The organism is Candidatus Nitrohelix vancouverensis (genome assembly GCA_015698305.1).
Taxonomy (GTDB): domain Bacteria; phylum Nitrospinota; class Nitrospinia; order Nitrospinales; family VA-1; genus Nitrohelix; species Nitrohelix vancouverensis.
Genome location: CP048620.1, coordinates 675,019 through 698,573, shown reverse-complemented (window position 1 = coordinate 698,573; position 23,555 = coordinate 675,019). Strand labels below are relative to the sequence as shown.

26 protein-coding genes and 1 tRNA gene are annotated in these 23,555 nt (G+C 53.0%); 17 read left to right on the top strand and 10 right to left on the bottom strand.

The genetic code is table 11. From position 1 onward, the window contains the following. Positions 1 to 3 precede the first annotated feature (3 nt). The 5 genes from G3M78_03395 to hisI all read right to left on the bottom strand — a co-directional run bounded on the left by G3M78_03395 (position 4) and on the right by hisI (position 4,758). Positions 4 to 465: a GNAT family N-acetyltransferase gene (locus G3M78_03395; GenBank protein QPJ64492.1), complete on the bottom strand. Its 462-nt coding sequence runs from the start codon at positions 463 to 465 to the stop codon at positions 4 to 6. Continuing rightward, positions 462 to 1,211, bottom strand: a complete 750-nt coding sequence (locus G3M78_03390; protein QPJ64491.1) for a DUF4124 domain-containing protein — start codon at positions 1,209 to 1,211, stop codon at positions 462 to 464. The genes G3M78_03395 and G3M78_03390 overlap by 4 nt, the downstream gene beginning before the upstream one ends. A gap of 77 nt (positions 1,212 to 1,288) precedes the next feature. Further along, entirely contained in the window at positions 1,289 to 3,406 is a 2,118-nt protein-coding gene (locus tag G3M78_03385) for a hypothetical protein (protein QPJ64490.1), read from the bottom strand. A gap of 41 nt (positions 3,407 to 3,447) precedes the next feature. Next, positions 3,448 to 4,326: an ATP phosphoribosyltransferase gene (locus tag G3M78_03380; protein ID QPJ64489.1), complete on the bottom strand. Its 879-nt coding sequence runs from the start codon at positions 4,324 to 4,326 to the stop codon at positions 3,448 to 3,450. Positions 4,327 to 4,377: 51 nt separating this feature from the next. Next, positions 4,378 to 4,758, bottom strand: coding sequence for a phosphoribosyl-AMP cyclohydrolase (hisI, locus tag G3M78_03375; protein ID QPJ64488.1), 381 nt, complete (start codon positions 4,756 to 4,758; stop codon positions 4,378 to 4,380). A 167-nt stretch (positions 4,759 to 4,925) separates the two neighbouring features. Between hisI and G3M78_03370 the strand changes: the two genes are divergently transcribed. The 6 genes from G3M78_03370 to G3M78_03345 all read left to right on the top strand — a co-directional run bounded on the left by G3M78_03370 (position 4,926) and on the right by G3M78_03345 (position 9,705). After that, entirely contained in the window at positions 4,926 to 5,549 is a 624-nt protein-coding gene (locus G3M78_03370; protein ID QPJ64487.1) for a hypothetical protein, read from the top strand. A 34-nt stretch (positions 5,550 to 5,583) separates the two neighbouring features. Continuing rightward, positions 5,584 to 6,147, top strand: a complete 564-nt coding sequence (locus G3M78_03365; GenBank protein ID QPJ64486.1) for a YqgE/AlgH family protein — start codon at positions 5,584 to 5,586, stop codon at positions 6,145 to 6,147. Between the two features lie 61 nt (positions 6,148 to 6,208). Continuing rightward, positions 6,209 to 7,141 (top strand): RluA family pseudouridine synthase, encoded by a 933-nt coding sequence (locus G3M78_03360; protein QPJ64485.1) that lies wholly within the window; start codon positions 6,209 to 6,211, stop codon positions 7,139 to 7,141. Positions 7,142 to 7,146: 5 nt separating this feature from the next. Next, complete coding sequence (gene dusB, locus G3M78_03355) at positions 7,147 to 8,196, top strand: tRNA dihydrouridine synthase DusB (protein QPJ64484.1); 1,050 nt, start codon at positions 7,147 to 7,149, stop codon at positions 8,194 to 8,196. A 367-nt stretch (positions 8,197 to 8,563) separates the two neighbouring features. Beyond that, positions 8,564 to 9,268 (top strand): RNA methyltransferase, encoded by a 705-nt coding sequence (locus G3M78_03350; protein QPJ64483.1) that lies wholly within the window; start codon positions 8,564 to 8,566, stop codon positions 9,266 to 9,268. Further along, positions 9,265 to 9,705 (top strand): hypothetical protein, encoded by a 441-nt coding sequence (locus G3M78_03345; protein ID QPJ64482.1) that lies wholly within the window; start codon positions 9,265 to 9,267, stop codon positions 9,703 to 9,705. Before G3M78_03350 ends, G3M78_03345 begins: the two co-directional genes overlap by 4 nt. Positions 9,706 to 9,775: 70 nt before the next feature. Here G3M78_03345 and G3M78_03340 read toward each other — a convergent pair whose 3' ends face one another. Then, complete coding sequence (locus tag G3M78_03340) at positions 9,776 to 10,168, bottom strand: hypothetical protein (protein QPJ64481.1); 393 nt, start codon at positions 10,166 to 10,168, stop codon at positions 9,776 to 9,778. A 70-nt stretch (positions 10,169 to 10,238) separates the two neighbouring features. After that, entirely contained in the window at positions 10,239 to 10,544 is a 306-nt protein-coding gene (locus G3M78_03335) for a hypothetical protein (protein QPJ64480.1), read from the bottom strand. Between the two features lie 143 nt (positions 10,545 to 10,687). Here G3M78_03335 and G3M78_03330 point away from each other — a divergent pair, with 143 nt between their 5' ends. From G3M78_03330 to G3M78_03295, 8 genes are all read left to right on the top strand, one after another. Beyond that, the gene (locus tag G3M78_03330) at positions 10,688 to 11,617 is read left to right on the top strand and encodes a bifunctional riboflavin kinase/FAD synthetase (GenBank protein ID QPJ64479.1); all 930 of its coding nucleotides are present in this window, start codon (positions 10,688 to 10,690) and stop codon (positions 11,615 to 11,617) included. Beyond that, entirely contained in the window at positions 11,614 to 12,684 is a 1,071-nt protein-coding gene (locus tag G3M78_03325; GenBank protein ID QPJ64478.1) for a flippase-like domain-containing protein, read from the top strand. Before G3M78_03330 ends, G3M78_03325 begins: the two co-directional genes overlap by 4 nt. Continuing rightward, positions 12,681 to 13,739: a flippase-like domain-containing protein gene (locus G3M78_03320; protein ID QPJ64477.1), complete on the top strand. Its 1,059-nt coding sequence runs from the start codon at positions 12,681 to 12,683 to the stop codon at positions 13,737 to 13,739. Before G3M78_03325 ends, G3M78_03320 begins: the two co-directional genes overlap by 4 nt. 63 nt (positions 13,740 to 13,802) lie before the next feature. After that, positions 13,803 to 13,889: transfer RNA gene (locus G3M78_03315), tRNA-Leu, on the top strand. Between the two features lie 227 nt (positions 13,890 to 14,116). Then, entirely contained in the window at positions 14,117 to 15,247 is a 1,131-nt protein-coding gene (locus G3M78_03310; protein ID QPJ64476.1) for a 2-aminoethylphosphonate--pyruvate transaminase, read from the top strand. Further along, positions 15,244 to 16,101: a CDP-alcohol phosphatidyltransferase family protein gene (locus G3M78_03305; GenBank protein ID QPJ64475.1), complete on the top strand. Its 858-nt coding sequence runs from the start codon at positions 15,244 to 15,246 to the stop codon at positions 16,099 to 16,101. The genes G3M78_03310 and G3M78_03305 overlap by 4 nt, the downstream gene beginning before the upstream one ends. Before the next feature lie 116 nt (positions 16,102 to 16,217). Then, positions 16,218 to 16,880, top strand: coding sequence for a dTDP-6-deoxy-L-hexose 3-O-methyltransferase (locus G3M78_03300; protein ID QPJ64474.1), 663 nt, complete (start codon positions 16,218 to 16,220; stop codon positions 16,878 to 16,880). A gap of 48 nt (positions 16,881 to 16,928) precedes the next feature. After that, complete coding sequence (locus G3M78_03295; protein QPJ64473.1) at positions 16,929 to 18,461, top strand: radical SAM protein; 1,533 nt, start codon at positions 16,929 to 16,931, stop codon at positions 18,459 to 18,461. 72 nt (positions 18,462 to 18,533) lie between these two features. Here the strand turns inward: G3M78_03295 and G3M78_03290 are convergent, their stop codons facing one another. The 3 genes from G3M78_03290 to G3M78_03280 all read right to left on the bottom strand — a co-directional run bounded on the left by G3M78_03290 (position 18,534) and on the right by G3M78_03280 (position 20,939). Further along, on the bottom strand, positions 18,534 to 19,358 hold the full coding sequence (locus G3M78_03290) for a class I SAM-dependent methyltransferase (GenBank protein ID QPJ64472.1): 825 nt from the start codon (positions 19,356 to 19,358) through the stop codon (positions 18,534 to 18,536). Positions 19,359 to 19,362: 4 nt separating this feature from the next. Next, on the bottom strand, positions 19,363 to 20,484 hold the full coding sequence (aepY, locus tag G3M78_03285) for a phosphonopyruvate decarboxylase (GenBank protein ID QPJ64471.1): 1,122 nt from the start codon (positions 20,482 to 20,484) through the stop codon (positions 19,363 to 19,365). 308 nt (positions 20,485 to 20,792) lie between these two features. Next, a complete protein-coding gene (locus tag G3M78_03280; protein ID QPJ64470.1) occupies positions 20,793 to 20,939 on the bottom strand; it encodes a hypothetical protein in 147 nt (48 codons plus the stop codon). A 313-nt stretch (positions 20,940 to 21,252) separates the two neighbouring features. Here G3M78_03280 and G3M78_03275 point away from each other — a divergent pair, with 313 nt between their 5' ends. The 3 genes from G3M78_03275 to G3M78_03265 are packed head-to-tail and all read left to right on the top strand — an operon-like array spanning position 21,253 to position 23,517. Next, positions 21,253 to 22,020 carry a hypothetical protein gene (locus G3M78_03275; GenBank protein ID QPJ64469.1) on the top strand — a complete coding sequence of 256 codons (768 nt, stop codon included), beginning with the start codon at positions 21,253 to 21,255 and terminating at the stop codon, positions 22,018 to 22,020. After that, positions 22,017 to 22,766, top strand: a complete 750-nt coding sequence (locus G3M78_03270) for a hypothetical protein (protein QPJ64468.1) — start codon at positions 22,017 to 22,019, stop codon at positions 22,764 to 22,766. Before G3M78_03275 ends, G3M78_03270 begins: the two co-directional genes overlap by 4 nt. Before the next feature lie 25 nt (positions 22,767 to 22,791). Then, entirely contained in the window at positions 22,792 to 23,517 is a 726-nt protein-coding gene (locus tag G3M78_03265; protein ID QPJ64467.1) for a hypothetical protein, read from the top strand. Positions 23,518 to 23,555: the final 38 nt, after the last annotated feature.

The window sequence follows — 23,555 nt, the reverse complement described above, 5'->3', positions numbered from 1 at the left end:
GCTCTAGAATTCTTTTTCGAAGACGCGGTAGCCGGCGTCGCTCATGCCGAGGCGATGGTATACCGTTTGCCCCAGTTCGTTATCGTTTTCCACGTATAGACGAAGACCGCAGACCTGTTTTGAGGCGCGCGCCTGCGCCTCGATATGACTCAGAATTTTCCGAAAGACGCCGCGTCCGCGATATTGCGGCGCAACATAAACGCTTTGCAGCCACCAGAATTCGCCGTTGCGCCAGTCGCTCCATTCATAGGTCACCATCGCCTGACCGGCGATGTCGGCGTTGATTTCAGCGATGAAATAGCGACAGCGGTCGGGGTTTGTGATGCCCTCCAGCGAACCGGGTTTGACGAGTTCTTCGGATAATTTTTTCTGCTCCGTTTCCCAGGCCATCTTCTGATTGAAGAGAGCGACGATTTCAGCGTCCTGCGCCTTGGCGGGACGAATGGAAATGGCGTTTTCGTTCATTGCGGGTCTTGCTTCTGTTCTTTTGCAGGGGATTTTTTAATCTCTTTTGCGGAATCGTTCTTCGCGGCTTCCTCGTCGCTTTTCTCTTCGCTGGCTTTCGGCTCCGGCGGGATCAATGCTTTTTGCAAGGCCGCGATCAATTCATTCTTGGTTACTTTTTCTTCCTTGGCCCGGTCGCGACGACCGATGGCGCGGGTGCGTCGTATTCCAATGTTGGGACTCAATCGGATGGCGTCCTCGTCCTTTGCGGCGCTTTGTTCCAGGAAACTCCCCGTTTGTTTGAGAACGGAAAGCTCAAAGGCCTGCAGTCTTTTGGCGAGTGATTGTTTCTGGTCGATGGCGCCGCGCACCACCTGGTCGATATTCAGGTTGAGGGGTTTGTCGATGAAAGGCTCGTAGCGCTGGATATCGGCCTTCAAAAAAGAGATGGCCTGATTGATGGCGGAAATCTCCTGCGGCGTCGGGCCTTGCGGTTCCTTGGCTTCTTCCTCTTTGGATGCTTCGCTGGTTTGAGACGACTTGTCATCCTGCTCGGCGTTTGCCGAAGGACGCGAAGGATAGCGCGGGGAAGGGGGCGGCTCGACTTTTCGGATATGATCCTGAAATTTCAGCGGGACATTGCCCGGATTGTCTGTGAAATGCCATTGTCCGTCATCGCCCTGCCATTTAAAAATCTGGGCTGAAGCCTGTAGGGGGAGCAGGAGAACAGACAGAATGAGGGCTGAAAGAAAAAGCGGTTTCATCATGGCTATTTTTGGGAAGGCCTCCAGAACTTGGGGCCGCGCGCAAAAGTGGATCGCAGGTTGAATCTGTTGCGCTCTGGTTAGCGGGTCAAGGAGCCTAACAACTCCAGCGCTTTATGGTATCCCAGTTTGATCCATTCTGCAATTTGGCTGGCGGATTTTTCTACAAAGTTGAGGTACGAGGAGACCTCTTGACTGCGTTCGATTTTCGAGTGCGCATCGTGCGGTTCCGCTTCGTCTTCATGAAGCTCTGAAGAATCGGCTGTTGCATGATGCTCGTCCTGAGCCTCTTCGTGAAGGTCATGAGCGGCCTGTTCCGCGTGGTCGCTGGCAGACTCGACATGCGCCGCCTCTTCGTGAGCGCCGTCATCATGTCCCGCTTCTCCGTGAGCCATTGCGTCGTCGTGAGTTTCCTCAGCGACTTCTTCATGCGCGGCTTGTTCATGAGAGTCAGCGCCGTGATCCTCAGCGACTGCTACGTGATCGTCGTCGGCAAGATCGCCCGCGTCGTCTTCGTGACCGGCTTCTTCATGGGTATCTCTGTGCTCTTCGACTCCGGCTTCTGAATGCGCTTCCCCGCCCTGTTCGGATGATTCTTCATGCGCAACTTCTTCGTGAGCCATTGCGTCGTCGTGAGTTTCCTCAGCGACTTCTTCATGCGCGGCTTGTTCATGAGAGTCAGCGCCGTGGTCCTCAGCGACTGCTACATGATCGTCGTCGCCAAGATCGCCCGCGTCGTCTTCATGAGCGGCTTCGCCATGCTCGTCGGCATCGTCTTCAGAGTGTGCGACTTCTTCAGGCGCGCCCTGATCCTCGGCGACTGCTACGTGATCGTCGTCGCCAAGATCGCCCGCGTCGTCTTCGTGCGCGGTTTCCGCGTGATCTTCGCCATCAACTTCCAAATGCGTTTCTGCGCTGGCGTCTTGTTCCGATGCATGCCCGGCTTCGTGGGCGCTTTCTGCGGCGTCCTCATGAGCGCCCTGTTCGTCGGCGTCTTCTGCCTGTGCGGCATCATCGCTTGCAGTCTCATCGTGACCGGCTTCGACCTGTTCCTCATCGTCGGAATGATCGCCTGCCGTTTCATTGGCGCTGGAACTGCTGATATGCGTCACATTGGAATCGTCCGCGTCGCCATGCTCTGCTTCGCCCTGAGTTTCCTCCGGTTCGGCGTGGGTCTCTTCAAAATCGGAGCTTTCGATATCTTCCTCTACGATTCCTTGAGCCGTGTCGCTGGAAGCTTCTTCTGCATCGGTTTCTGCGTGAGCAGACGCGTCTGCGCTTTCCTCGACGCTGTCATGCACGCCGGGGAGGTCGGAGTCGTCGTCTGACGGAAGGGCGGCCATTGGCTCTTCCTCTGGAGCGGGTATTTCGAGTTTGGCGACAACAGGCGGAGCGATCTGCGCTGATTGAGCGGGAACGGGATTTTTTGCGCGAAATTTGTAGAAATAGGCGCTGGCGACGCCGCCGACGATGATAAGGAAAAGTAGCAGGCCGGTGATGGAAGATTTTTTCTTCGGCCCGGAGTCTGGAGCCGCTTCTGTATCAGCTCCAGCCATTGCCGGTTCCGCCGCAGGTTCTGCGGGGGTTTCTTCTTTTGTTTCGTTGGAATGCGATTCAGCATTGTCCAGAGGCGCTCCCTCCCTGATGGCCTGTGCTTCGCCGGGTTCCAAAGGTTCTGGAATGGTTTCATCTTTAGTTTCCGGGCGATCACTCGGTTCTGACATTTCAGGGGTCGGGTCGGGCGTCGGTTCCGCAGGGTCGACCGGAGTGTCCGGCGTTTTCGATTCTGCGATTTCGGTGTAGTCGGGGGCGGAGTCGGATTCCAGAACGGCGTCTTTGCTGTCGAGAGACAGGTCCTCGCTGACCGGGGTCAGGTCCTGTGCGCCGTCGATGGGCGTTTCCTGAGCTTTCTCTGGAGATTCTTCCAGCGTTTTGCTGGCGTCCTGCGTTACATCGCCTTGCTGGAGATTTTCTAAATCTTGTTTTGGAGTTTCTGCAGGTTTTTCCAGCGTCTTGCTGGCGTCCTGCGTTACATCGCCTTGCTGGAGATTTTCTGAGTCTTGTTTTGGAGGTTCTACGGGTGTTTCTGGCGTCTCGTCGGCGCCCGGCTTCACCTCATCCGGCTGGATATTTTCTGTGTCTTGCTTTGGGGTCGCGTCCTTGCCGGACTTTTTGGACCGATTCTTTTTTTTAGCCATGGCTCGGTTCGAATTGCGCGTGTTCGGTTAGCAGGGTCGTGTTATTGAATGATTTTATTCAGGGGAAATTCAACAATATCTTCGGCGCCCGCTTTTTTGAGATCGGGGACAATGTCGCGCACCATTTTTTCTTCCAGAATGACAGACATGTCGAGCCAGTCTTTATCGGTCAGCTCGGCGATGGTGGGTTTTTTGCCTTGGGGAAGGATTTTGAGAATTTCATCGAGTTGAGATTTTGGAATATTCATCATCAGACCGACTTTCCCGTTTGCGGCCATGGCGCCTTTGAGCATGAGCACGAGGCGGTTGACCTTGTCTGCTTTCCATTCATCCTTGTGGGATTCCTTGTTCATGATGAATTTGGTGTTCGACTCCAGCAGGGTGTCGACGATTCGCAGATTGTTGGCGCGGAGCGAGTTGCCGGTCTCCGTGACTTCCACAATGGCGTCCACCAGTTTGGGCGCCTTCACTTCGGTGGCTCCCCAGGAGAATTCGACGTTGGCGGTGACTCCGTTTTTTTTGAGATAGTCCGTCGTCATGTTCACCACTTCGGTGGCGATGCGCTTGCCTTGAAGATCCTTGACGGATTTAATGTCCGAATCGTTGGGAACCGCGAGCACCCAGCGCACCGGTCGGGCGGTGGCCTTGGAATAGACGAGGTCGGCGATTTCTTCGACGTCGGCGCGGTTTTCCATGATCCAGTCCTTGCCGGTGAGGCCTGCGTCGAGAACGCCGTCCATAACGTAGCGAGCGATTTCCTGCGCCCGGATCAACATGCATTCAATTTCCGGGTCGTCGATTGAGGGGAAATAGGATCGGCTACTGATGCGGATCTTGTATCCCGCTTGAGCGAACAGGTTGACGGTGGCTTCTTCCAGGCTTCCTTTTGGAATTCCCAGCTTGAGGACTTTTTGGCTCATCGTGTGTCGGCGTCTTTCTTCTTCAAGGATTGATGTAATTCGTTAAGTGGCTCAGCCTTTGGGCTTTTTATAAACGTCTTCGGGATTGAACATCTTCTCTTCGATGATCTTTACGTCCCCGTTGATTTTGCGAAAGAAACAGCTCTGGTAGCCTTTATGGCAGGCGGCTTTGCCGACCTGTTCGACTTTCAGCAGGACGGTGTCGTCGTCGCAATCGACAAAGACTTCCTTGACGATTTGAACATTGCCGCTCTCTTCGCCCTTCATCCATTGCTTGTCGCGGGAACGGCTATAGAACCATGCTTTACCAGTTTCCAGGGTCTTTTCCCAGGCGATGGAGTTCATATAGGCGAGCATTAAAACCTTGCCGGTTTCAGCATCTTGAATGATGGCTGGGACCAGCCCTCCCATTTTGTCAAAATCCAGTTTCATACAAGTCTCCAGTGAAACCAGTGAATCTAAATTAATATTGATTTTCTGTCAACCTTATAATAGCCTGTTGAAAAGGAATTGCAAACATCTTCCATCGTCTCCCCTGAGCGGCTAAAACCAATGGTTTACAGGGTCAGGAGCGATGTTCACTAGAACCGGAGACGGAAATGCCCTCCATTACACATTTTGAAATTTACAGACCGGCTGAACCTTGTAATCTGGTAGGCGATAAATTACGCGAGGCCATGGATCGGGTCATCAAAGACCGCTTGTCCGCCAATGGCCGGGAGTTCGACGTTAAGGGCTTTTGTATTGGACGCAACGGTATCACTCTGTTTGCTGAAGACGAGCGCCTGGCAAATGTCAAGCGTTTGAATCTTGGCGGCAACCGGATTGGAGACGAGGGTTTGAAGGCTTTGTCGGAATCGATGGTCTTCTCCAAACTGCAATGGCTGGAACTGGGCGGTAACGATATCACCGCCGAGGGTATCGAAAGCCTGGCCGGGGCGGAGACGGTTCTGCGCAAGTTGAAGACGGTTAACCTTTATCGCAATTACCTCAAAGACGAGGGCGCGATTATTTTCGCGAAAAAGAACAAGCTGGCGAACCTCGAAGAGGTGGACCTTGCGCAAAATGAAATCGGCGACAAGGGGCTGATTGCCTTGTCCGATTCCAAAGCGTTTCCCAATCTGACCGCGATGTATCTTGACAATAATTTCACTTCCATGGAAGCGCGGGAAGACGCGCGTGTTGGCGTGAACTTCCGCAAACTGCAATCGCTCAATTTGTGATTGTCGCTATCAGAAATTTTTCAAGAGTTTCCTAATGTCTGACAACTATGGCAAAGGTTCGTTCTTAATCGCCAATCCAGTCCTGCCGGACCCCAATTTCTCTCGGACGGTGGTCTTGTTGTGCAATCATGACGCCGAAGGTTCGTTTGGCCTGGTGGTCAACCGGCTTGCGGAAATTGATACGGAAGCGGCGCTGGAAAGCATCCAGTTTCCTGTTGAATACAAGCAGGAGCTGTATCTGGGCGGACCGGTTTCTCAGTCCCAGTTGTTCTATTTATGTCGTTCGGAGAAGCCGCTCTATGAATTGGACGCGGTCTGCCCGAATGTTTATTTTGGGATGAGTTTTGACCTTCTGCCAAACGTGGTCAGTCGGTTGGAAGACCCGAAACGCGATCTGCGCTTCTACCTCGGCTATTCGGGCTGGGGCGGCGGTCAGTTGGCGGGCGAAATGGAGCGCCGCAGTTGGTTGACTTGCGATGCCAGCGCAGAATTTGTGTTTTCCGAGGATGAGAACAAGATCTGGGCCGGCGCGGTTCGGTCCATGGGAGAGGAGTACGCGTATCTTGTCAACGCTCCCATCAACCCGCAGTGGAACTGACCGAACTCGCTCAAGAGATCGTTCTGCGCATCCCGCCTGGCGCGATTGGGACTTGCGAATCATGACGCTTTTTTCACCCCCGCCTTCCCAGCAAATATATCGTTCGCACGTGCCTGAGCGTTACGATGGATTCATGATCGAAGATTATTTCGCTTCCCGATTCAATTACCTTCCTTTAGAGGAGTGGGTCGGAGTGATCGATTCCGGTTGCATTCATCTCAACGGCAAACCGGCGCGTCCGGGCGCGGTGTTGTCTGCGCAGGACCAAACCGAGGCGCGATTGGGCTGGCGCCAGGAACCGCCTGCGCGTCGTCATTTGGAAATCGTTTATGAGGACGCGGCGATTCGCGTCTTCAACAAGGCGGCTCCGCTTCCGGTGCATCCCTGCGGACGTTTTTTCGAGAACAGCATGACGGAGCTTTTGCGTCGGGTGTATCCGCGCGAGATTCCGCGTCCAGTACAACGCCTTGATGCGGAAACCACGGGCTTGATCGTGTTCGCGCGGACTCGCCAGGCGGCGTCGCATCTTGCGGTACAATTTCAGAAAAATCAGGTTCACAAGGAATATCTGGCCTTGGCGCTGGGTAGCTCGGCGCAACGCGAGTTGAAGATCGACGCGCCGATCGGCAAAACCAGCGGGTCGCGACGCAAAATTTCGAACGGCGAGGGGGCGAAATCGGCTTACACGGAAGCGAGTTTGTTATGTTCGCGCGAGGGTCTGAGTCTGTTTCGCGTGGTCCCGCGGACCGGGCGGACGAACCAGATACGGGTGCATCTCGCATCTGCCGGTTTGCCTTTATACAATGATTCGGTTTACGGGACGGCGATGCCGGACTGTTATGAATTCGGTTTGCACGCGCACCGTCTGGCCTTTGATAGCCTGGATCGTAGAATCGAATTGACGGCGCGTCCGCCTGCGCATTTCGAGCCGTTCCTAAGCGGATTGGATGAGAGCGCGGGCGTCCCGGTAGTTTCCGCGAGCGAATCCACATGAATGAGATGACGATAATTTCACAAGACGCGCTGGAATCGAAGCCTTTGCAGAACCAGCGCCTGATAGACCGGATTCAAAATCCCTTCTGGCTGGCGCCGATGGCGGGGATCACCGAAATTTGTTTCCGGCAATTGATGGATGAAATGGACGCGGGCCTGCTGGTCTCGGAACTAGTTTCGGCGAAAGGTCTGATCTACAATTCGCAGAAAACCCGGCAGATGATGGGCATTCACCCGCGTCGCAAATCGCTGGTGGGCGTGCAATTGTTTGGCGAGACCGCCGAGGACATGGCGGAAGCGGCGCGCATTGTCGAAGAGGAGGGCGCGGATTTTGTCGACGTGAATCTCGGTTGCCCGGTCAAGAAAGTCGTCAAGAAAGGTTGCGGCGCGGCCTTACTGCGCGAACCGGCTCGTCTCGAACGTTATCTGAGCGAGATTCAACGCGCGATTTCATTACCGTTGACGGTGAAGATGCGCACGGGCTGGGACCAGCATGAACTAACGATTCACGATTGCGTGAAAGCGGCGCAGAACGCCGGGTGCGAGTGGGCGGCGATCCACGGGCGCACGCGGGCGCAGGGTTATGACGGTTTCGCCGACTGGGAGTTGATCGCCAGAGTGAAGGCGGGCACGAGCCTGCCGATCATCGGCAACGGCGATATCAGAGACGCGGAGACGGCGCGGCAACGCTTGCGGGAAAGCGGCGTGGACGCGGTGATGATCGGGCGCGGGGCCTTGCGCAATCCCTGGATTTTTCGCGAATGCCTGGGGCGCGATGGGCGCACGCCTGAAGGCTCGCTGGCGCTGATCCGACGTTTTCAGGTCTTGCTGGAGGACTGTTACGATCTGCGGCATATCCTGCTGAACCTGCGTAAATTCGCGGTGTGGCTGGCCTTTGGCTATCCCGGCGCGGCGGCGTTTCGCGGCAACATGTTCCGTTTGCATAGCACGCGCGAAGTGGTCGAACAGATTGAAGAATTTTTCACGCGCGCGGCGGCCTACCCGATCCCCGTTTTTGCGAACAACGAAGCGTTCATGATGGGTGGGCACGGCTAGGCAGATTTTTCAATTTTCAAAAACGTGCGAACGCGGTCAGGCAGATTTTTCAATTTCCAAAGTCGTGCGGTCAAGGTTAGGTAGAATTTTCAATTTACAAAGATGGGCGGACACGGTTGAGGGCGTCGCTAGAATTTGAGATGGGCGGCCAAGATTAGGCAGATTTTAAATATTCAAAGATGGCGGTTGAGCGACGCGCGCATGGCGTCTTGCTGAAACTTTCCTGGAATCACCGGCGCCCGGCGCGTCGCAATCAAGAAACTGAGGAGGCTTTCCCCTGAAACAGGAAACGGATACTAAAAAGACGACGTCGCGTTCGCAATGGATTCGCGAGAATGAATTCACTCTATACGGCTGGAAGGCCTGTATGAGCGCGTTCAAGAAACGCCCTGGCGACATGCTTCGGGTTTTTTTCAGCCCGGCCCGCGCCGTGCAGATGGAGCCGGTCAAAAGATATTGTCGCGACCACAAATTACCCTATAAAAAAATCCCGCCGGAAGAATTGAACAAGGTGGCGGCGAGCGTGCATCATGAAGGCGTGGTGATCGTTCTCAAACCGGTGAAACCGGAATCGGCCTATTCGTTGATCCGGCGTCCTCTGGGACGCAACACCTTGCTGGCGGCTCTGGATTCGGTGAGCAATACGCATAACCTCGGCGCGATATTGAGGACCTGCGCGTTTTTTGGCGTGGAAGGTTTGCTGGTCGGCGATTCCGAAGGCCAGGCGGCTCTGTCTTCATCGGCGGCGCGTATGGCGGAGGGGGCCTTGGAGACGACGCCGCTGTATCAGGCTTCCGACCTGCCTTCAGCTTTGCGCGATTTGAAGGAGAAGGGTTTTTATATCATCGGGACCGACGCGAATTCCGGCGTGTCGCTTTATGACGCAAAGATAAAATTCCCCTGCGTTGCCGTGTTTGGCAACGAAGGCGCGGGAATTTCGGACCGCACTTTGAAGCGATGCGATGCCGTGGTGCATATTCCATCCTTCTCCCCTGTGGAATCCTTGAACGTTTCCGTCGCCGCCGGAGTGACGCTTTCGGAATTGCGACGACGCGGCAGTCAAAAAAAATGAATTATTTTTTCTCGCTGATCCATCCCACGCTGGTGCATTTTCCCGTAGGCCTGCTATTTGCCGGTTCGGTATTTCACCTTTACGGCGCGTTTCGCAAAGAAGAGTCGGTGGCGCTGGCGGGAGCTTTCAATATCAAGCTGGGATATTTTTTTATCTTTCCCGTGTTTGCCGTGGGTTTGCTGGGTCTTCAGGAAATCGAGGTCAAGGATGCGTTCCGGGACTACGTCAATCGGCACCTTCTCTACGCCTTTTCCACCTTTGTGGTTTTTTCGGCGGCGCTGGCGAGCGCGCGCTTTGCCCCGAAGCGGGTGAAAAATTACTTATATTTCTCTTTTGTTGCGCTGGGTTTGTATTGCGTGCTGGCAACGGGTTATTATGGCGGCGAACTGGTGCATCGTTTCGGATTGCCAGACGGGGTGGTGGCCGGTGGAAGATAAGGAGCCGGGGAAAAAATTACGCGATCTGCGCAAGTATTCGGTGCGTCCGCGGCGACGTTTTGAAAGGGACTTACCCTTTCGCAAGGAAGACCAGAGCGAAGCCGGACCCGGCGGAAGCGAGCAGGGAAAGAAAGCCGACCCCATAGTAGATGAGGGCGGTTCGGCTGAAAGGCCGGGTGTAGGAATAGGCGGTGGCGAATCCGTAGATCACGGTGAAGAGGAATGAATAGCCTTGATGCCCTTCGACCTCGACGGTGGAGCGGAATTGCACGTCGGAGGACACCATGCCGGAGAAATTGGCCAGCACGGCGGCGATGACGCCCAGACTGAGGTTGAAAGACGCCGCCTGATTGTAACGCGGGTCTTTTCTTTTCCAGCCGAGAAAAAGAAGCGCCATGCTGGCGACGAACAGGGCGATGGGCAAATGCGACAAAAAGGGGTGAAACGAAATCGAACTGATCATGGCCCTGCCTTTGGGCGGCCAATCAACCGTACAGGGGCCAATATTCCGTTGCCCCGTGGCGAAAGGTGGGTTATAACTCGGATGCTCTTTTGTTTTTCAGGTTGCTGATTGAGTTTGCGTCGGGAATGTCGAGGTTGACGTCGACGTCGATCTTGGTGACGGAACTCACTTCCTGTTCCAGCCCTTCGATATTGACTTGTTGTTTCAAGTCGTCCGCTTCCTGCATTACATCCTGTTTCAGGGAGTTGAAGGTTGCCTGAAATTCTCCCCATCCTTTACCGATGGCTTTGGCGAGTTTTGGAAGGTTTTGCGGTCCAATGACTACAACGGCAATGCCCATAATAATCATTAATTCAAAAAAACCGATATCGAACATGGCTTGTCTCCAGAGACTTGTGTGACTATATGAAGTATATTCTATCAAAAATTATTCCGAGACGCTAGCAAGACCCTGCATCTGAAAGCGCTTTAATTTATGTTTCACTTCTGCAAAAACGCGGTTTCCGCTCCAATACGTTAATGAATGTTGTTCGAGGTTTAGAAAAATTATCCGTCGCGCCGCCCTATCCGGTTGTGACGATCGGGAATTTCGACGGCGTGCATCTGGGCCATCGGGAATTGTTGAAAAAGACCGTTCGGCTGGCGCGGAAAAACGACGGGACGGCGACGGTTTTCACGTTTGAGCCGCATCCTCTGAAGACCATAGCGCCTGAAAAGATGCCGCCCATGTTGACCACTTTTCGCAAGAAGATGGAATTGATCGAGGCGTTCGGCGTGAACCAGGTGGTGTGCGCGCGTTTCAACCGCCGCTTTTCCGAGCAGAAACCGGAGGATTTCATCCGCGATGTTCTGGTGGGCAGGCTGGGCGCGCGCGAAGTGGTGGTCGGCTTCGATTACGGCTTTGGCAAGGGACGGGTCGGGACCTTGGAGTCTTTGCGCGATTTGGGCGTCGAATGCGGGTTCGAGACGCATGTGGTGGAGCCTTACCGGATTGCGAATCAACTGGTCAGCAGTTCCCTGATTCGGTCTTTGATTGAACAGGGCGAGGTGCAGAAGGCGCGCGATTTGCTTGGCAGACATTATTCGATTGAAGGAGAGGTGGTGCGCGGTCGCGGCGTTGGTCGCCGAATCGGTTTCCCGACGGCGAATCTGGCGACGGGGGATTGTTCGCTACCGGCTAGCGGGGTTTACGCCGCGCGTGCTTTGGCGGGCGGCAGGCGAATCAAGGCCGTCGTCAATATCGGGGTGCGCCCGACTTTTGGCGAACAGCCTTTGAGCGTGGAAGCGCATCTGCTGAACTACAATCAGGATTTGTACGGCCGGGTGATCGAGTTGGAGTTCATCGCCAGGGTTCGGGGAGAGATCAAATTCAATTCGGCGAATGCATTGGCGGCGCAGATCCGATCGGATGTTGAGACGGCGGGCAATCTGCTGGAGACGGTAATTTGAAAAAACTCGCACAATTGTTCATCGGACTCGCGATTGCGGGAGGGGCTTTGTACTACACCCTCCGAAACGTTTCGATGGCGGAGCTGGCGAATTCTTTCAAGACGATCGATCATATCTACATCCTTCCCTCGATTCTGATTCTTTCCGCAAGCTATGTTCTAAGGGCGTTCCGCTGGCAGATTCTTCTGGCGCCCATGCAGACGATGAAGGTGTCTGAGTTGTATTCACCGCTGATCGTCGGTTTCATGAGCAACATCCTGCCGGGGCGAGCGGGGGAATTTATTCGAGCCTATCTGCTCAAGCAAAGGAGTTCCATCTCCTTTTCCGGGGCCTTCGCGACCATCATCGTTGAGCGATTATTTGATTTGCTCATGATGTTGCTCATGTTCATCTGGCTGTTCGTGTTTCGTTCCGAAGTGTTTGCGACAGACGCGAGGGCGATGGGGCTTCCGGTAGAGACGGTGGCGGTCAAGTTTGGTCAGATCGCCGCGACCTTGATCGCGGTTCTGCTGGTGTTCATTTACCTGCTGGTCTGGCACAAGGAAAAGTTTTTGACCCTTGTTGTCTGGTTCGAAAAGCGTTTGCCGGAAAAATGGGCGAACAAGGTTCAGTACCTGGTCGATGAGTTCAGTCTGGGACTGTCGGTAATAAAAGACATCCGGGCTTTGATCAAAATTTTGTTATTTTCGATATTGATCTGGACGGCGATTACGGTTACATTTTATCCTCTCTACTGGGCTTACGATTTGCAAAACAAATCGCTGGATTCCCTGGTGCTGATGACGGTGATGGTTGGCATATTCATCACCGTTCTACCGACCCCTGCGTTTTTAGGCTCGACGAATGCGGCGATTCTGATATCCCTGCACCACATCATGGGCGAAAACGAACTGGACGCGGTCAGTTTTGGCATGGTTTCCTGGGCCCTTGGCTTTGTAATTTTGTTAGTGGGCGGAGTTTATTTTTTAATGCACGATCATTTGTCGTTGAGTCGCCTGGTTCAGGCTGAGGAGGAATTGGCGGAATCCGACGAAGCGAAGAGTAGTAAGCCGGAGTCGCGTCGTTGAACCATCCCAAGCAATTCATCATTTCCCTGATTGTTACGGCGGGAGCGCTTTACTACACGCTTCATAACGTCTCTCTTTCCGATTTGGCGCGATCTTTTGCGGACGTGAATTATATTTATATGATTCCCGCCGTATTACTGATGGCGTTCAGCTATGTGTGTCGGTGCTGGCGTTGGCGCATCCTGCTGTCCCCGATGAAACCGGTGGATACGAAGGGTCTGTTTTCGCCTTTGATGGTCGGTTATATGGGCAATATACTGCCCGCCCGCGCCGGGGAAATTTTACGACCCTATCTGGTTTCGAAAAAATACGACATCCCGTTTTCTGGCGCGCTGGCGACCATCGTCGTCGAACGCGTGTTCGATATTGCGATTCTGCTCCTGTTTTTCATCTGGGTGTTCGTGTTCAACGCGAACCTGTTTTCATCCGAAGCGGTCCTTTCGGGCATGTCGGTGCAGGACCTGGCTTTGAACTTCGGTCAAATCGCCGGGGCCTTTGCCTTGCTGATCTTCGTTTTTATTTTTGGCCTGCTGTTCTACGAAGAACGGGTGCGGGCCGTGTTGCTCTGGATGGTGAGTCGGCTTCCAGAGAAATGGCACGAGAAGGTCGAGTTCCTGCTGAGCGAATTCAAGCTGGGCGTCATGGTTCTGAAGGATTGGGGCGCTCTGGGCAAGATCATCTTTCTGACCACGCTGGAGTGGTTCGTCAATATTTACAGCATGTATCCGCTATATTGGGCTTACAATATTCAGGACAAATCGCAACAATCGGTGATTTTATTGACGGTGATGATCGCCATCATGGTCACTGTCCTGCCCACCCCGGCTTTGCTGGGTTCGTTCAACGCCGGAGTGACGATCGCTTTGCACGACGTCATGCATGAAACCGAAATCGCGGCGGCGGGTCTGGGGATGGCCGGTTGGGGATTGAACTTTCTGGTGATCTTTCTGGCTGGGACCTATTTCATCTTTCATGATTCCTTATCCGTCAAACAGTTGTTTCAGGCGGAGGCGGAAGGCGAAAAGGAAAAAGAATCGCTCGAACATGAAAAATGAGCGACAATCGTCTTGAATTTCTTTCTGTGAAGATACATAATACACGGCTTGATATTTGACCGGGCCGAAGTGGCGGAATTGGTAGACGCGCATGATTCAGGTTCATGTGTCCGAAAGGACGTGGAGGTTCAAATCCTCTCTTCGGCACCATGCTCTGTTTTTACGATCCATCAGATGGATTCGTTTTCAAACCGGGTATAAAGCGACCCCACTGCACATAGGATTCAAGTCCGGAGCCTGTTCGGACATTTGAGAATCCAATCCTTTCCCCCGTCCTTAGCGACAGGATGTGTCCGAAGATCGGTCGATGCCCCGGTCCATGAAACCATTCCTCTTGAAATACTTCGAATCGTTTCTATGTTTTGAAAGGCTGTAGCTTGCCAAATCCCCCGAGAAAAATACTGTTGAACCCAGGTCCGGCGACCACTTCTCAGGCGGTGAAGGAGGCGATGGTCGCTTCTGATATCTGCCCGCGCGAAAAAGAATTCCAAACAGTTTTGGAAACTCTGTGCCGCGAATTAACGCGCGTGGTGCATGGCGGGAATCGTTATGAATGCATTTTGTTCGCCGGTTCTGGAACGGCGGTGATGGATGCTTGCATTAATTCTGTAGTTCCTCCCGGCAAGAAGATTCTCATTGTTAATAACGGCGCTTATGGGCAGAGAATGGTGAATATCGCGGCGGCGTATGGCATTGAAGTCGTAGAGTACGCGCTTCCCGGCGACACCCCTCCGGACCTGCATGAGTTGGACAGACGGCTGCAAGGTGATTCGGATATCGCCTGCGTTGCCATGATTCATCATGAAACGACGACAGGTCTTCTCAACCCGGTGAAAGAAGCGGGGGCGATCGTTCATAAGCTTGACCGTGTCTTTATTGTGGATGCAATCTCCAGTTATGCCGCTCTACCCATATCCATCGAAGACTGGAAAATAGATTTTCTCCTGTCCACATCCAATAAGTGTATTCAGGGGATGGCGGGGATTGGTATTGTGATTGCGGATCGAGAGAAATTGGAGAAAACCGCGTTCTATCCGAAGCGTTCCTATTATTTAAACCTGCACCAGCAATACGCGTATTTTAAGAAGTCCGGACAACTGCCATTCACGGCGCCGGTGCAGGTGGTGTACGCGCTGGCTCAGGCGACGAAAGAATATTTTGAGGAAGGCGAAGCGAATCGTTGGGCGCGCTATCAAGGCAACTGGAAACTTCTTTATCAGGGGCTTATAGAATTGGGTTACCGGATGTTGCTGCCTGTAGAGCGGGAATCCGGAGTATTGATTGCGGTTCGTGAGCCGACGCACCCGAAATTTGATTTTAATGACTTGCATGACCGATTGTATGAAATGGGATTCACCATTTATCCGGGGAAGATTGAAACGAATCGAACCTTCCGGCTTGCGGTGATTGGAGATCTCTATGTCGAAGATATGAACCAGTTTCTTGCATCCCTTCGCCGTGCTATGGAGGCGATGGGCATTCAGGGAAACCTTTATCCCGAACAATGACGCTCTCGATCAAAGAACTCAGAGAAGATATTTACAGCCGTAATATCAAAGTCATTCAGGATATGGGGATTGACCTCACCGATCTGAAACGCAATCCCTATTCTATTTTTAAGTTTCATTTTTATATCTGGTCTGGAGCGATCCTTCTTTATTTTTTATTGAAGACCAAAATCCAACCGAACACTGTCACCAAGGCCTATGCAATCGCCGGCCTTTTGGGCGGCGTCTTGTTGTCGATTCCGACGGAGCCGACAATTCTTGCCGCAATCTTTGTTTTTTTTACTTACTCCACGCTTGATTGGTGCGATGGGACGCTGGCGCGTATCCGCAATCAGAGGTCGTTGACGGGTCATGTGCTGGACCCCTACGGATCGGTTGTCGGAGCATTGGGATTTCAGATAGGGCTTGGATTTTATGTCGCCTCGCGAAACGGGGATATGTACTTGTACCTCATTCCTTTGATTCCGTTTTGTTCCGCCGCGAGTTTGAAATATTTTGCCGACCGGTTCTTGTTCAATGAGTTGGTAGCGCGAAAATTAACGCTCGCAAACGAGACTCCGGTTGCAAAGGGAGCGGGGGCCGCCACATCGCAAGCTGAATCGGCGACAGGGATGGGGAAATACCGAATCTATTACGATATGCTGACGTCCTGGTTCGAAGAGCGATCACGAACGGTGGATTTCGTTTGTCTGTTGATTTTATTGGAACTATACACGGAACTCAATGTCACGTGGATAGTTTTTCTCTTGAAGGTTTTGCAACAGTTCGCTATCTTTCTGGTTCATTTCTATGTTGTGGGTCGCGGCGGCTGGGTGGAGAGCCAGGTTAAATCCCCAACAGATAGAACATCATAGTGGAAAGTGTAGCGGAGAAGATAGCATTTTCCTGCAAGGTATTGTCTTTCAGCCATGAATTGATTTCCAGCATTTAAAACCCCGGATAGAATTACAAATTAAAGCAAAGGTGCGCCATGATTGAAATGCCCGATTACGACAAAATGTACGAGTACGAAACCAATTTTCATTTGACCATGGACTTGAATCGTCTCAGCAAATTTGTCGCTCATTACGAAGTATTTAAAATGGCGCAGGAAGTGCCGGGAAATATTGTAGAATGCGGAGTGTTTAAAGGCACCTCGTTTTCCCGCTTTGCCATGCTTAGGGAAATGCTCGGAAATTCTTTTTCTGCAAAATTAATTGCCTTCGACGTTTTCAATGATGAATACCCGAATACCAGTTACGAAGAGGATCAGGCGCAACGCGATAAATGGATACAAACTGCCGGGCCTAGTTCTATCAGCGTGGAACAACTGAGCGACTCGTTAACGCGCCGTGGGGTTGAAAATTTTGAACTGGTTGCCGGGGACGTGCTGGAAACCATTCCCGAATATCTGAAAAAATATCCGGAACTGAAGATTTCTCTGTTAAATGTGGATATTGATTTCGTAGAATCAACCTTGTGCGTTCTTGAAAATTTATACGATCGCGTCATGTCCGGCGGCATTGTCTTGCTGGACAATTATGCGGCCTACCACGGAGACACCAAGGGGATCGATGATTTCTTCTCAGGCAAATCGGCGCGCATCAAACGATTCCCCTTTGCAACGCGTCCGTGTTATGTTGTTAAAGATTGATTCGCTCTACTTTTGGTTGCCTAAACTCCAACAGTTCACTATAAAGATATGAAAAAAGGTCGAATTTTATTAATCTCTCCGAATTTGCGGGGAGTGGATGGGGGCATCAACCGTATTCAGCCCGGCCTGGGCGTCGGTTATCTTGCGGCTGTTTTGGAGCGCGAAGGGCATGAAGTTTATATTCGAGACACAGCGCTGGAGGGGCACTCCAACAAGATTCTTCAGCCTGACGGACAAACCATTCTCATTGGCGAAACTGATGAGCAGATCGCTTCCTTCATAAGCGATCTCAAGCCCGATATCGTGGGCATTTCCGTATTGTTTTCCAATCTGGCGGAGCACGCGCACACCGTCGCCCGAATCATTAAAGAAGTGAACCCGGCGATTCATGTCGTCATGGGCGGCAATCACACCACAAACGCCACTTCAGATTATGAATTTTCCATGGTTCCCGGAAACGATGGTTTTGAAGTCTTTCGAGCCAGCCACGACATCGAAGATCCCAATATTGATTATGCAATGGCGGGTGAATGCGACTTTGCTTTCGCTGAACTGGTGCAGGCATTGCTGGAAGGAAGCAGTCCGAATGCAATCAGCGGATTGATCTATCACAAAGACGGTCGGATTGTCGTCAACCCGCGCCCGCCTCGTGCAGATATCACCAAATTACCGCATCCCGCCAGGCATTTGATGAACATGGAAGGCTATTTCAAAATTGGTTTGTTCCATTCGACCAAGTCATTATCTTCCCGCGTTTTGAACGTCATGGCTTCGCGCGGGTGCCCGGAGGTTTGCACATTCTGCACAACGCCGGAGATGTGGGGCGCCAAAGTACGCTGGCGCGAGCCTCAGGATATCTTCGAGGAAATCCGTAGCGGCATCGAACAATTCGGCATTGAAGAAGTGCAGTTTGAAGATGATACGCTGACGGCCAATCGACCTCATTTAATGGAATTATGCGATTTGATCGAACCGCTGGAAATTCCCTGGTGTACTCCGAACGGCACCAAGGTCAATTACCATCTGAAAAAACAACCGTCCATGTTTCGCAGAATGAAAGAAGCCGGGTGTTATCAAATCACTCTCGCTTGCGAAACGGGCGTTCAACGTATCATGGACGACGTGATCAAGAAAAACCTCTTGCTGGAAGAAATTCAACCCGCGATTGAAAACGCCAAGGGTGCGGGATTACTGGTGCATACTTTCTGGATCGTCGGCTTCCCTGGAGAAACGCGCGAGGAAATGGAACGTACCATTGAATTTGCTTCACACTCGGGCGCGGACAGTTATACGATTTCCATTCTCAATCCCTTACCGGGCACGCCCAACTACCGGCATGTGGTGAAAAATAATTTGTGGTGGGACCCGAACCGCGGCATCCGCGACATGCTGTTCCGAAATTCATTGATTCAAACGGATGGTTTTTCAAGTTCGGATGAATTTCAGGGCTGGGTCAACAAGCAGAACATCTATCTTAACGGCCTGGTCGCTATCAACAATCCCGAACGCGCTGCTCTGGTTCGTTCCATTCGCGGCGCTCAACATGTCGACGACGATGCTTTCAAAGTCAAGCAAACCTGACTTTTATTATCAAAGATAAGTTGCCCGCTTCGTATCCGCTCGCAAGGGCGACGCTTCTGATTATCCGCTTGATTAAGAGTCGGACTTAGTAACGAAATAGAAAGTTCCGGTTTCTCCGTTTTCAGAGAGGGAGGAGTCGATGAGCATGAATCCATATTTTTCGAAATACACCGGGTAATTATGCTTGTAGTCGCGGCTCTTGTAGTTTTTGCTCAGGCCTTCTTTCGGGGTTGGTTCGCGCACGATGCCTCGAACGGGTTTTTCTATCCCTGCCAGTTTTGCAAAAAAATCGTTAAGCCCGGCTTCGTCAAAATGCATCAGCGTTAGGTAAGTATAGAAAAACGGCGAGGTCTCCAGTTCCTGAATATGATCAAAGATATCGCCTTTCTGGAAACGGATGTTGGGATATAAGGTTTTCACTTCCTTGTCATAGATATCCTGCGCTACCTCCGAAATGTCAAAACCAAAAAATTCTTTTTCCGCATACCGCTTGGCAAGCTCGCGCGTTCTCCCAAAGCCGCCGCAACCGATTTCGATAACGCGTTCGGTCCGTCTCGCCATATCATCCATCATTGTTAAAAAATCATCGCCGAGTCGTGGCTCGTCCAGCATTTTGTATCCGGTTTCGCCGTAATCGTCCCAATGGGCCTTTTGCCATTCCCGTTGCGAGAGGTGCCGTTTGCGAAACTCAAAATACTCGTAATAGGCAGCGTTCAGATGAAAGAGTATTTTTGAAATTTTCTTGATTTCAACATGTACGTTCTTTCCCGGGAAATTAAAACAATTGCGGCGAATGTGCTGCCAGGCGGCGCTCTTGTAAAGCAGGCGACCGATCGCGATCCATATCGGACGGGCGACCCAATAATACAAAAAACGATTGTGTTCCTTGTTAGCCATGAGGTCAGGAAAGAAATTGCATGAACGCGGTCTTGTTCTGCGTCGGCGTGGTGGTGGGGCGGCCCAGATCCTTGCGCGCGCCTTTGTTGACGCGGATTTCGAGGATGCCGGGTCCGGCTCCATTCTTAAGCGCGTCGAGCGCGTCGGCCAATCGTTCAGGATCATTCTCGCGTAGAACCGTGGCATAACCAAGGGCGCGGGCGACGGCTCCGAAGTCGACATCAAATCCGGCAGTGGGTTGCCCGCCTACGGAATCGTGGGCGCCGTTGTTGATGAGCACGTGCTTGAAGTTGTCGCATTGCGACAGCCCGTTGATCGCCAGCGATCCCAGATGCATCAGCGCCGCGCCGTCGCCATCGATGCAATAGACCCGGCGACCCGGCTTTTGCATGGCGACTCCCAGAGCGATCTGCGAGGCGTGCCCCATGCCGCCGACGGTCAGAAAATCTTTTGCGTGTCCCTGTCCTTCGGCTTCGCGTATCTCGAACACCTCGCGCGATGTCATCCCCGTGGTGGAAACAACCACATCCTCCGGAGCCATCCAGCGTAGCAGGCGTTCGATGGCCTGCTCGCGGTTCATCGGAAAATCAGTCTCGACGGCATTTTTGAGTTTATGCGTTTCAAAACTCCCCTTCTGAACGAGGATCGCATAGGGACTCGAATGCGCCTTGAAATGCTCGCCCGCCTTGCGAAGAATCGCCTCTGCGTCGGAATCGGGTCCCATCACAGCGCAGGGCAGTTCCATCGCATCCATCAAAGGCAACATGACCTTGCCCTGCTTGACATGTTGCGGTTCGTCCTTCACGCCCGGCTCGCCGCGCCAGCCCACCAGTAGAAGAAGGGGAATGGAATAGACTTCCCGGTCGGTTAACGAGAGCAAGGGATTGATGGAGTTGCCAAGTCCTGAATTTTGCATGTAGACCAGCGGAATTTTCCCCGTCGCCAGATGGTATCCCATGCCAAGTCCCACTGCCGCGCCTTCATTAGCAGTGATGATATGCGATTTGGAGTCGGCGTTATCAGTCAACCAGGCGCAAAAATCTTTGAGCAGTGAATCGGGGACGCCGGTGAAAAAATCAATCTTCTGCTCAAGGAGCAAATCGTAAAAACCTTTGTTGTCTATCATGAATTTTTATAAAAATGGGTTTCATTATCTGAGCATTCGGAGCCATGCAGAAGATACCATTATTCAGCCGCTGAATCCAGCCACGGACTACGTCCGAGGAAGATTGCGGAGAACTTATGATTACTCCCAGCGGGATTAATAGCAATGGAAGAAGGGCGTTAGGTCTTCGGTCGCAGGCCGGGTGTTAGAAAAGTGGCTCTAGAGGACCACACTCACCTATATCCTCTCCCTGATGGAGAGGAATTAATTATGCGCGTTGTATGGATCCAATTCTGCCCAACGGGATAGATAGCAGTGCGAGTGGAGAGTTAGAAAACCCTCTCCTCCTTGGGGGAGAGGGCAGGGTGAGGGGGAGTGGACATGGCCCACAGGCCGAGCGGGCAACGCCCGCAGGATAAAATCAGAAACGTTATGGTTGCGCCCAGTGGTTTGAACAGCAGAATGAGATGAGCCATACGGCCCCGGCCACAGGCCGGGCGGGCGACGCCCGCTGGATAATAGCCGAAGCGCTACGGTTGCGCCCAAGGGGATAGATAGCAATGCGAGAATAGCATCAAGGGCGTGGCATCATGCCACCCTCTCCCCTTGGGGGAGAGGAATTAACTATTTGCGATGAATGGTTTCAATTGCGCCCAACGGAATTGATAGCAATGCGAGTTAAGCGTTACGGCCCCGGCCACAGGCCGGGCGTTAGAAAAGTGGCGCCGCGCCGCAAATTGTGTAAAATCGATGCGTCGGGAGAAACTATTGAATCTCAAGAGAAATGGAATGAATCAGGAAGCGGCAGAATTCAGCGCAGACGCAAAGGGCGTGTTCTGTCCGATCAACGCAAGCCCCCCGCCTAGCGAGGGGGACAGCGTGTCGATACCGGCCCTGTACAAGAGCGAAGCCTATCTGGAGTTGTTGAAAGTGAAGGAAGGCGAGATCTGTCTCGACCTCGACGCCGGGTTCCCCGCGATGATGATCGGCGCCATAAAACGCGGCGCCTCCGTTTGTGCCGTCAGCGAATCTTATGCGCGCTTGCGCGACCTTTCCGCAAATACAGTAGCTGAAACGGATCATGCCCTGCAATTGTACTGGGACCCGAAGCGCAGTTATCGTGCGCCTGAGAGTTTCGATGTGGCATGGATACGCAATCTGAGCGGTCAGCCGGAAGACGCGGCGGCGCGATTGTACGATCAGCTCATGCCCGGCGGACGCGCGCTGGCAATGGCACCCAATGTCTGGAATTACGGTCGCTTGTTTTGCGAGTCCAATTCAGAGCAGGATTGCGGCCCGGCGCTTTCTATCAGCAGGCTAGAAGCCATTTTGAAAAACGCCGGGTTTCGCGACATTGTCCTGTACTCCGCCTTTCCCGATCCCTGCGAGCCTGATCTGCTTTTGCCCTGGGAGAATGGATTGAGATTTTACAGAGAGCACGGCGCCGCCTCTGCCAGCTTTTCGGCTCGACTCAAAAAATTGATGGAAATCACACTCATGAAAAAATTCAAATGCAGGGCGCTGGTCCCGGCCTTTGTCGCCACGGCGGTGAAATGAAAGCGATCATCGGCAATTGCGGTCACGGCGGAAGCGTCTGCGTCTGGATCGACTTGTCCGCAACCGGCAAGCCCATTGCCCTGTGCAAGTCCTCCTCGCGCGACGGCGTGCAGGATTTGCGCAGAGAAATGCAGGGCATGGACTGGTACCTTGCAAGAGGCGGCGGGCCTTTGAAGTACCGCGTGATGAACGAGCGACCCGAATACTTCGCCTTCGCCACAGACTATATCGAAGGCAGGCAATACTCGCCGCGCGACGGATTGATGAACAACGCCGAGCCGGTCTTCGCCCTGGTCAAGCACTACGCGGAAATCTGGGACGCGCCGGACAAAGAGGGCAAGGGCGCCCTGCATGGCGATCTGGCGCTGGGCAACGCGATTTTTGTGAACGGCAAACCGACGCTGGTGGACTGGGAGCATTTCCGTGAAGACGGAGCGCCGCTCGGCTTCGACGCGCTTTATTTGATCTACACCTGCCTGTGGTTCGAAACCTGGGGCAAGAAACCGCGCAAGGACTCACTGCAACTGATCGGCAAGATCATCGCCTACCTCATCATCAAGAGCCGCATCTCGCCGGAAGTCGCCATCTCTCCGCTGGCAAACATTCGACGAATCATCGTCGAAAATAAGGACTGGTGGCGCGGTCAGATTGGCAAACTACCTCCGCTCCTCTATTCCAACGCCATTGTGGAATCGACCGACGCCGTCATCGACGCCATGACCGGCCTGCGCGAGAACATCAAATAGTCCGGCGAACATGGGAGACGCGACGATGCACTGCCCGAAATGCCAGAGAGAACAAGAGCCGTCAGAATCCTGCCCCTATTGCGGCATCGTGTTCGCAAAATTTGAAGAGATACAAAAAAGAAAACAGGAAGCCCTCAGCGCCCCGCCGCGTTCCGCAAACGAGGGTACTGAAGACAACACTGAAAATTTATTAAAGGAAGCCGAAGGCTTCTTCTGGCGCACCGCGCCGATGGGCGTTCTTGCCGTATTGCTCGGACTGTTCGCGTTTCTCATGCTATGGATCGCCGTTCACGGCGTGTTCAGTCCCGACTCGATCCTGCTTGCGCTGGTGCACAACGTCAACCTCGTGTTCCACGAAGCCGGGCATATGATCTTCGCCATCTTCGGCAACGACACCCTCACCATTCTTGGCGGCAGTCTCGGTCAACTGCTCATCCCGATCATTGTCGCCGTCGCATTTTTTTTGAGACGCGACTACCCCGGCTTCGCCTTCGGCGTCTTCTGGCTGTTCGAGAGCCTGCTCGACGTCGCCCTCTACATGCAGGACGCGCGCGAACTGAAACTGCAGTTGATCGGCGGACTGGGCATGGAAGCCCACGACTGGCGCAACCTGTTCAACCACTGGGATCTGTGGCGCTCCGACCAGCTCATCGTGAAGATCGTGAGATGGGTATCCTGGCTCGGCATGCTGGCGATCTGCATCGACATGGCCCGCCGCGTCTGGAAGCAACGCAAAGAAAATTTTATATAGGGCAAGCTATAAATATGTCATCGCGAGCGACTGGAGGG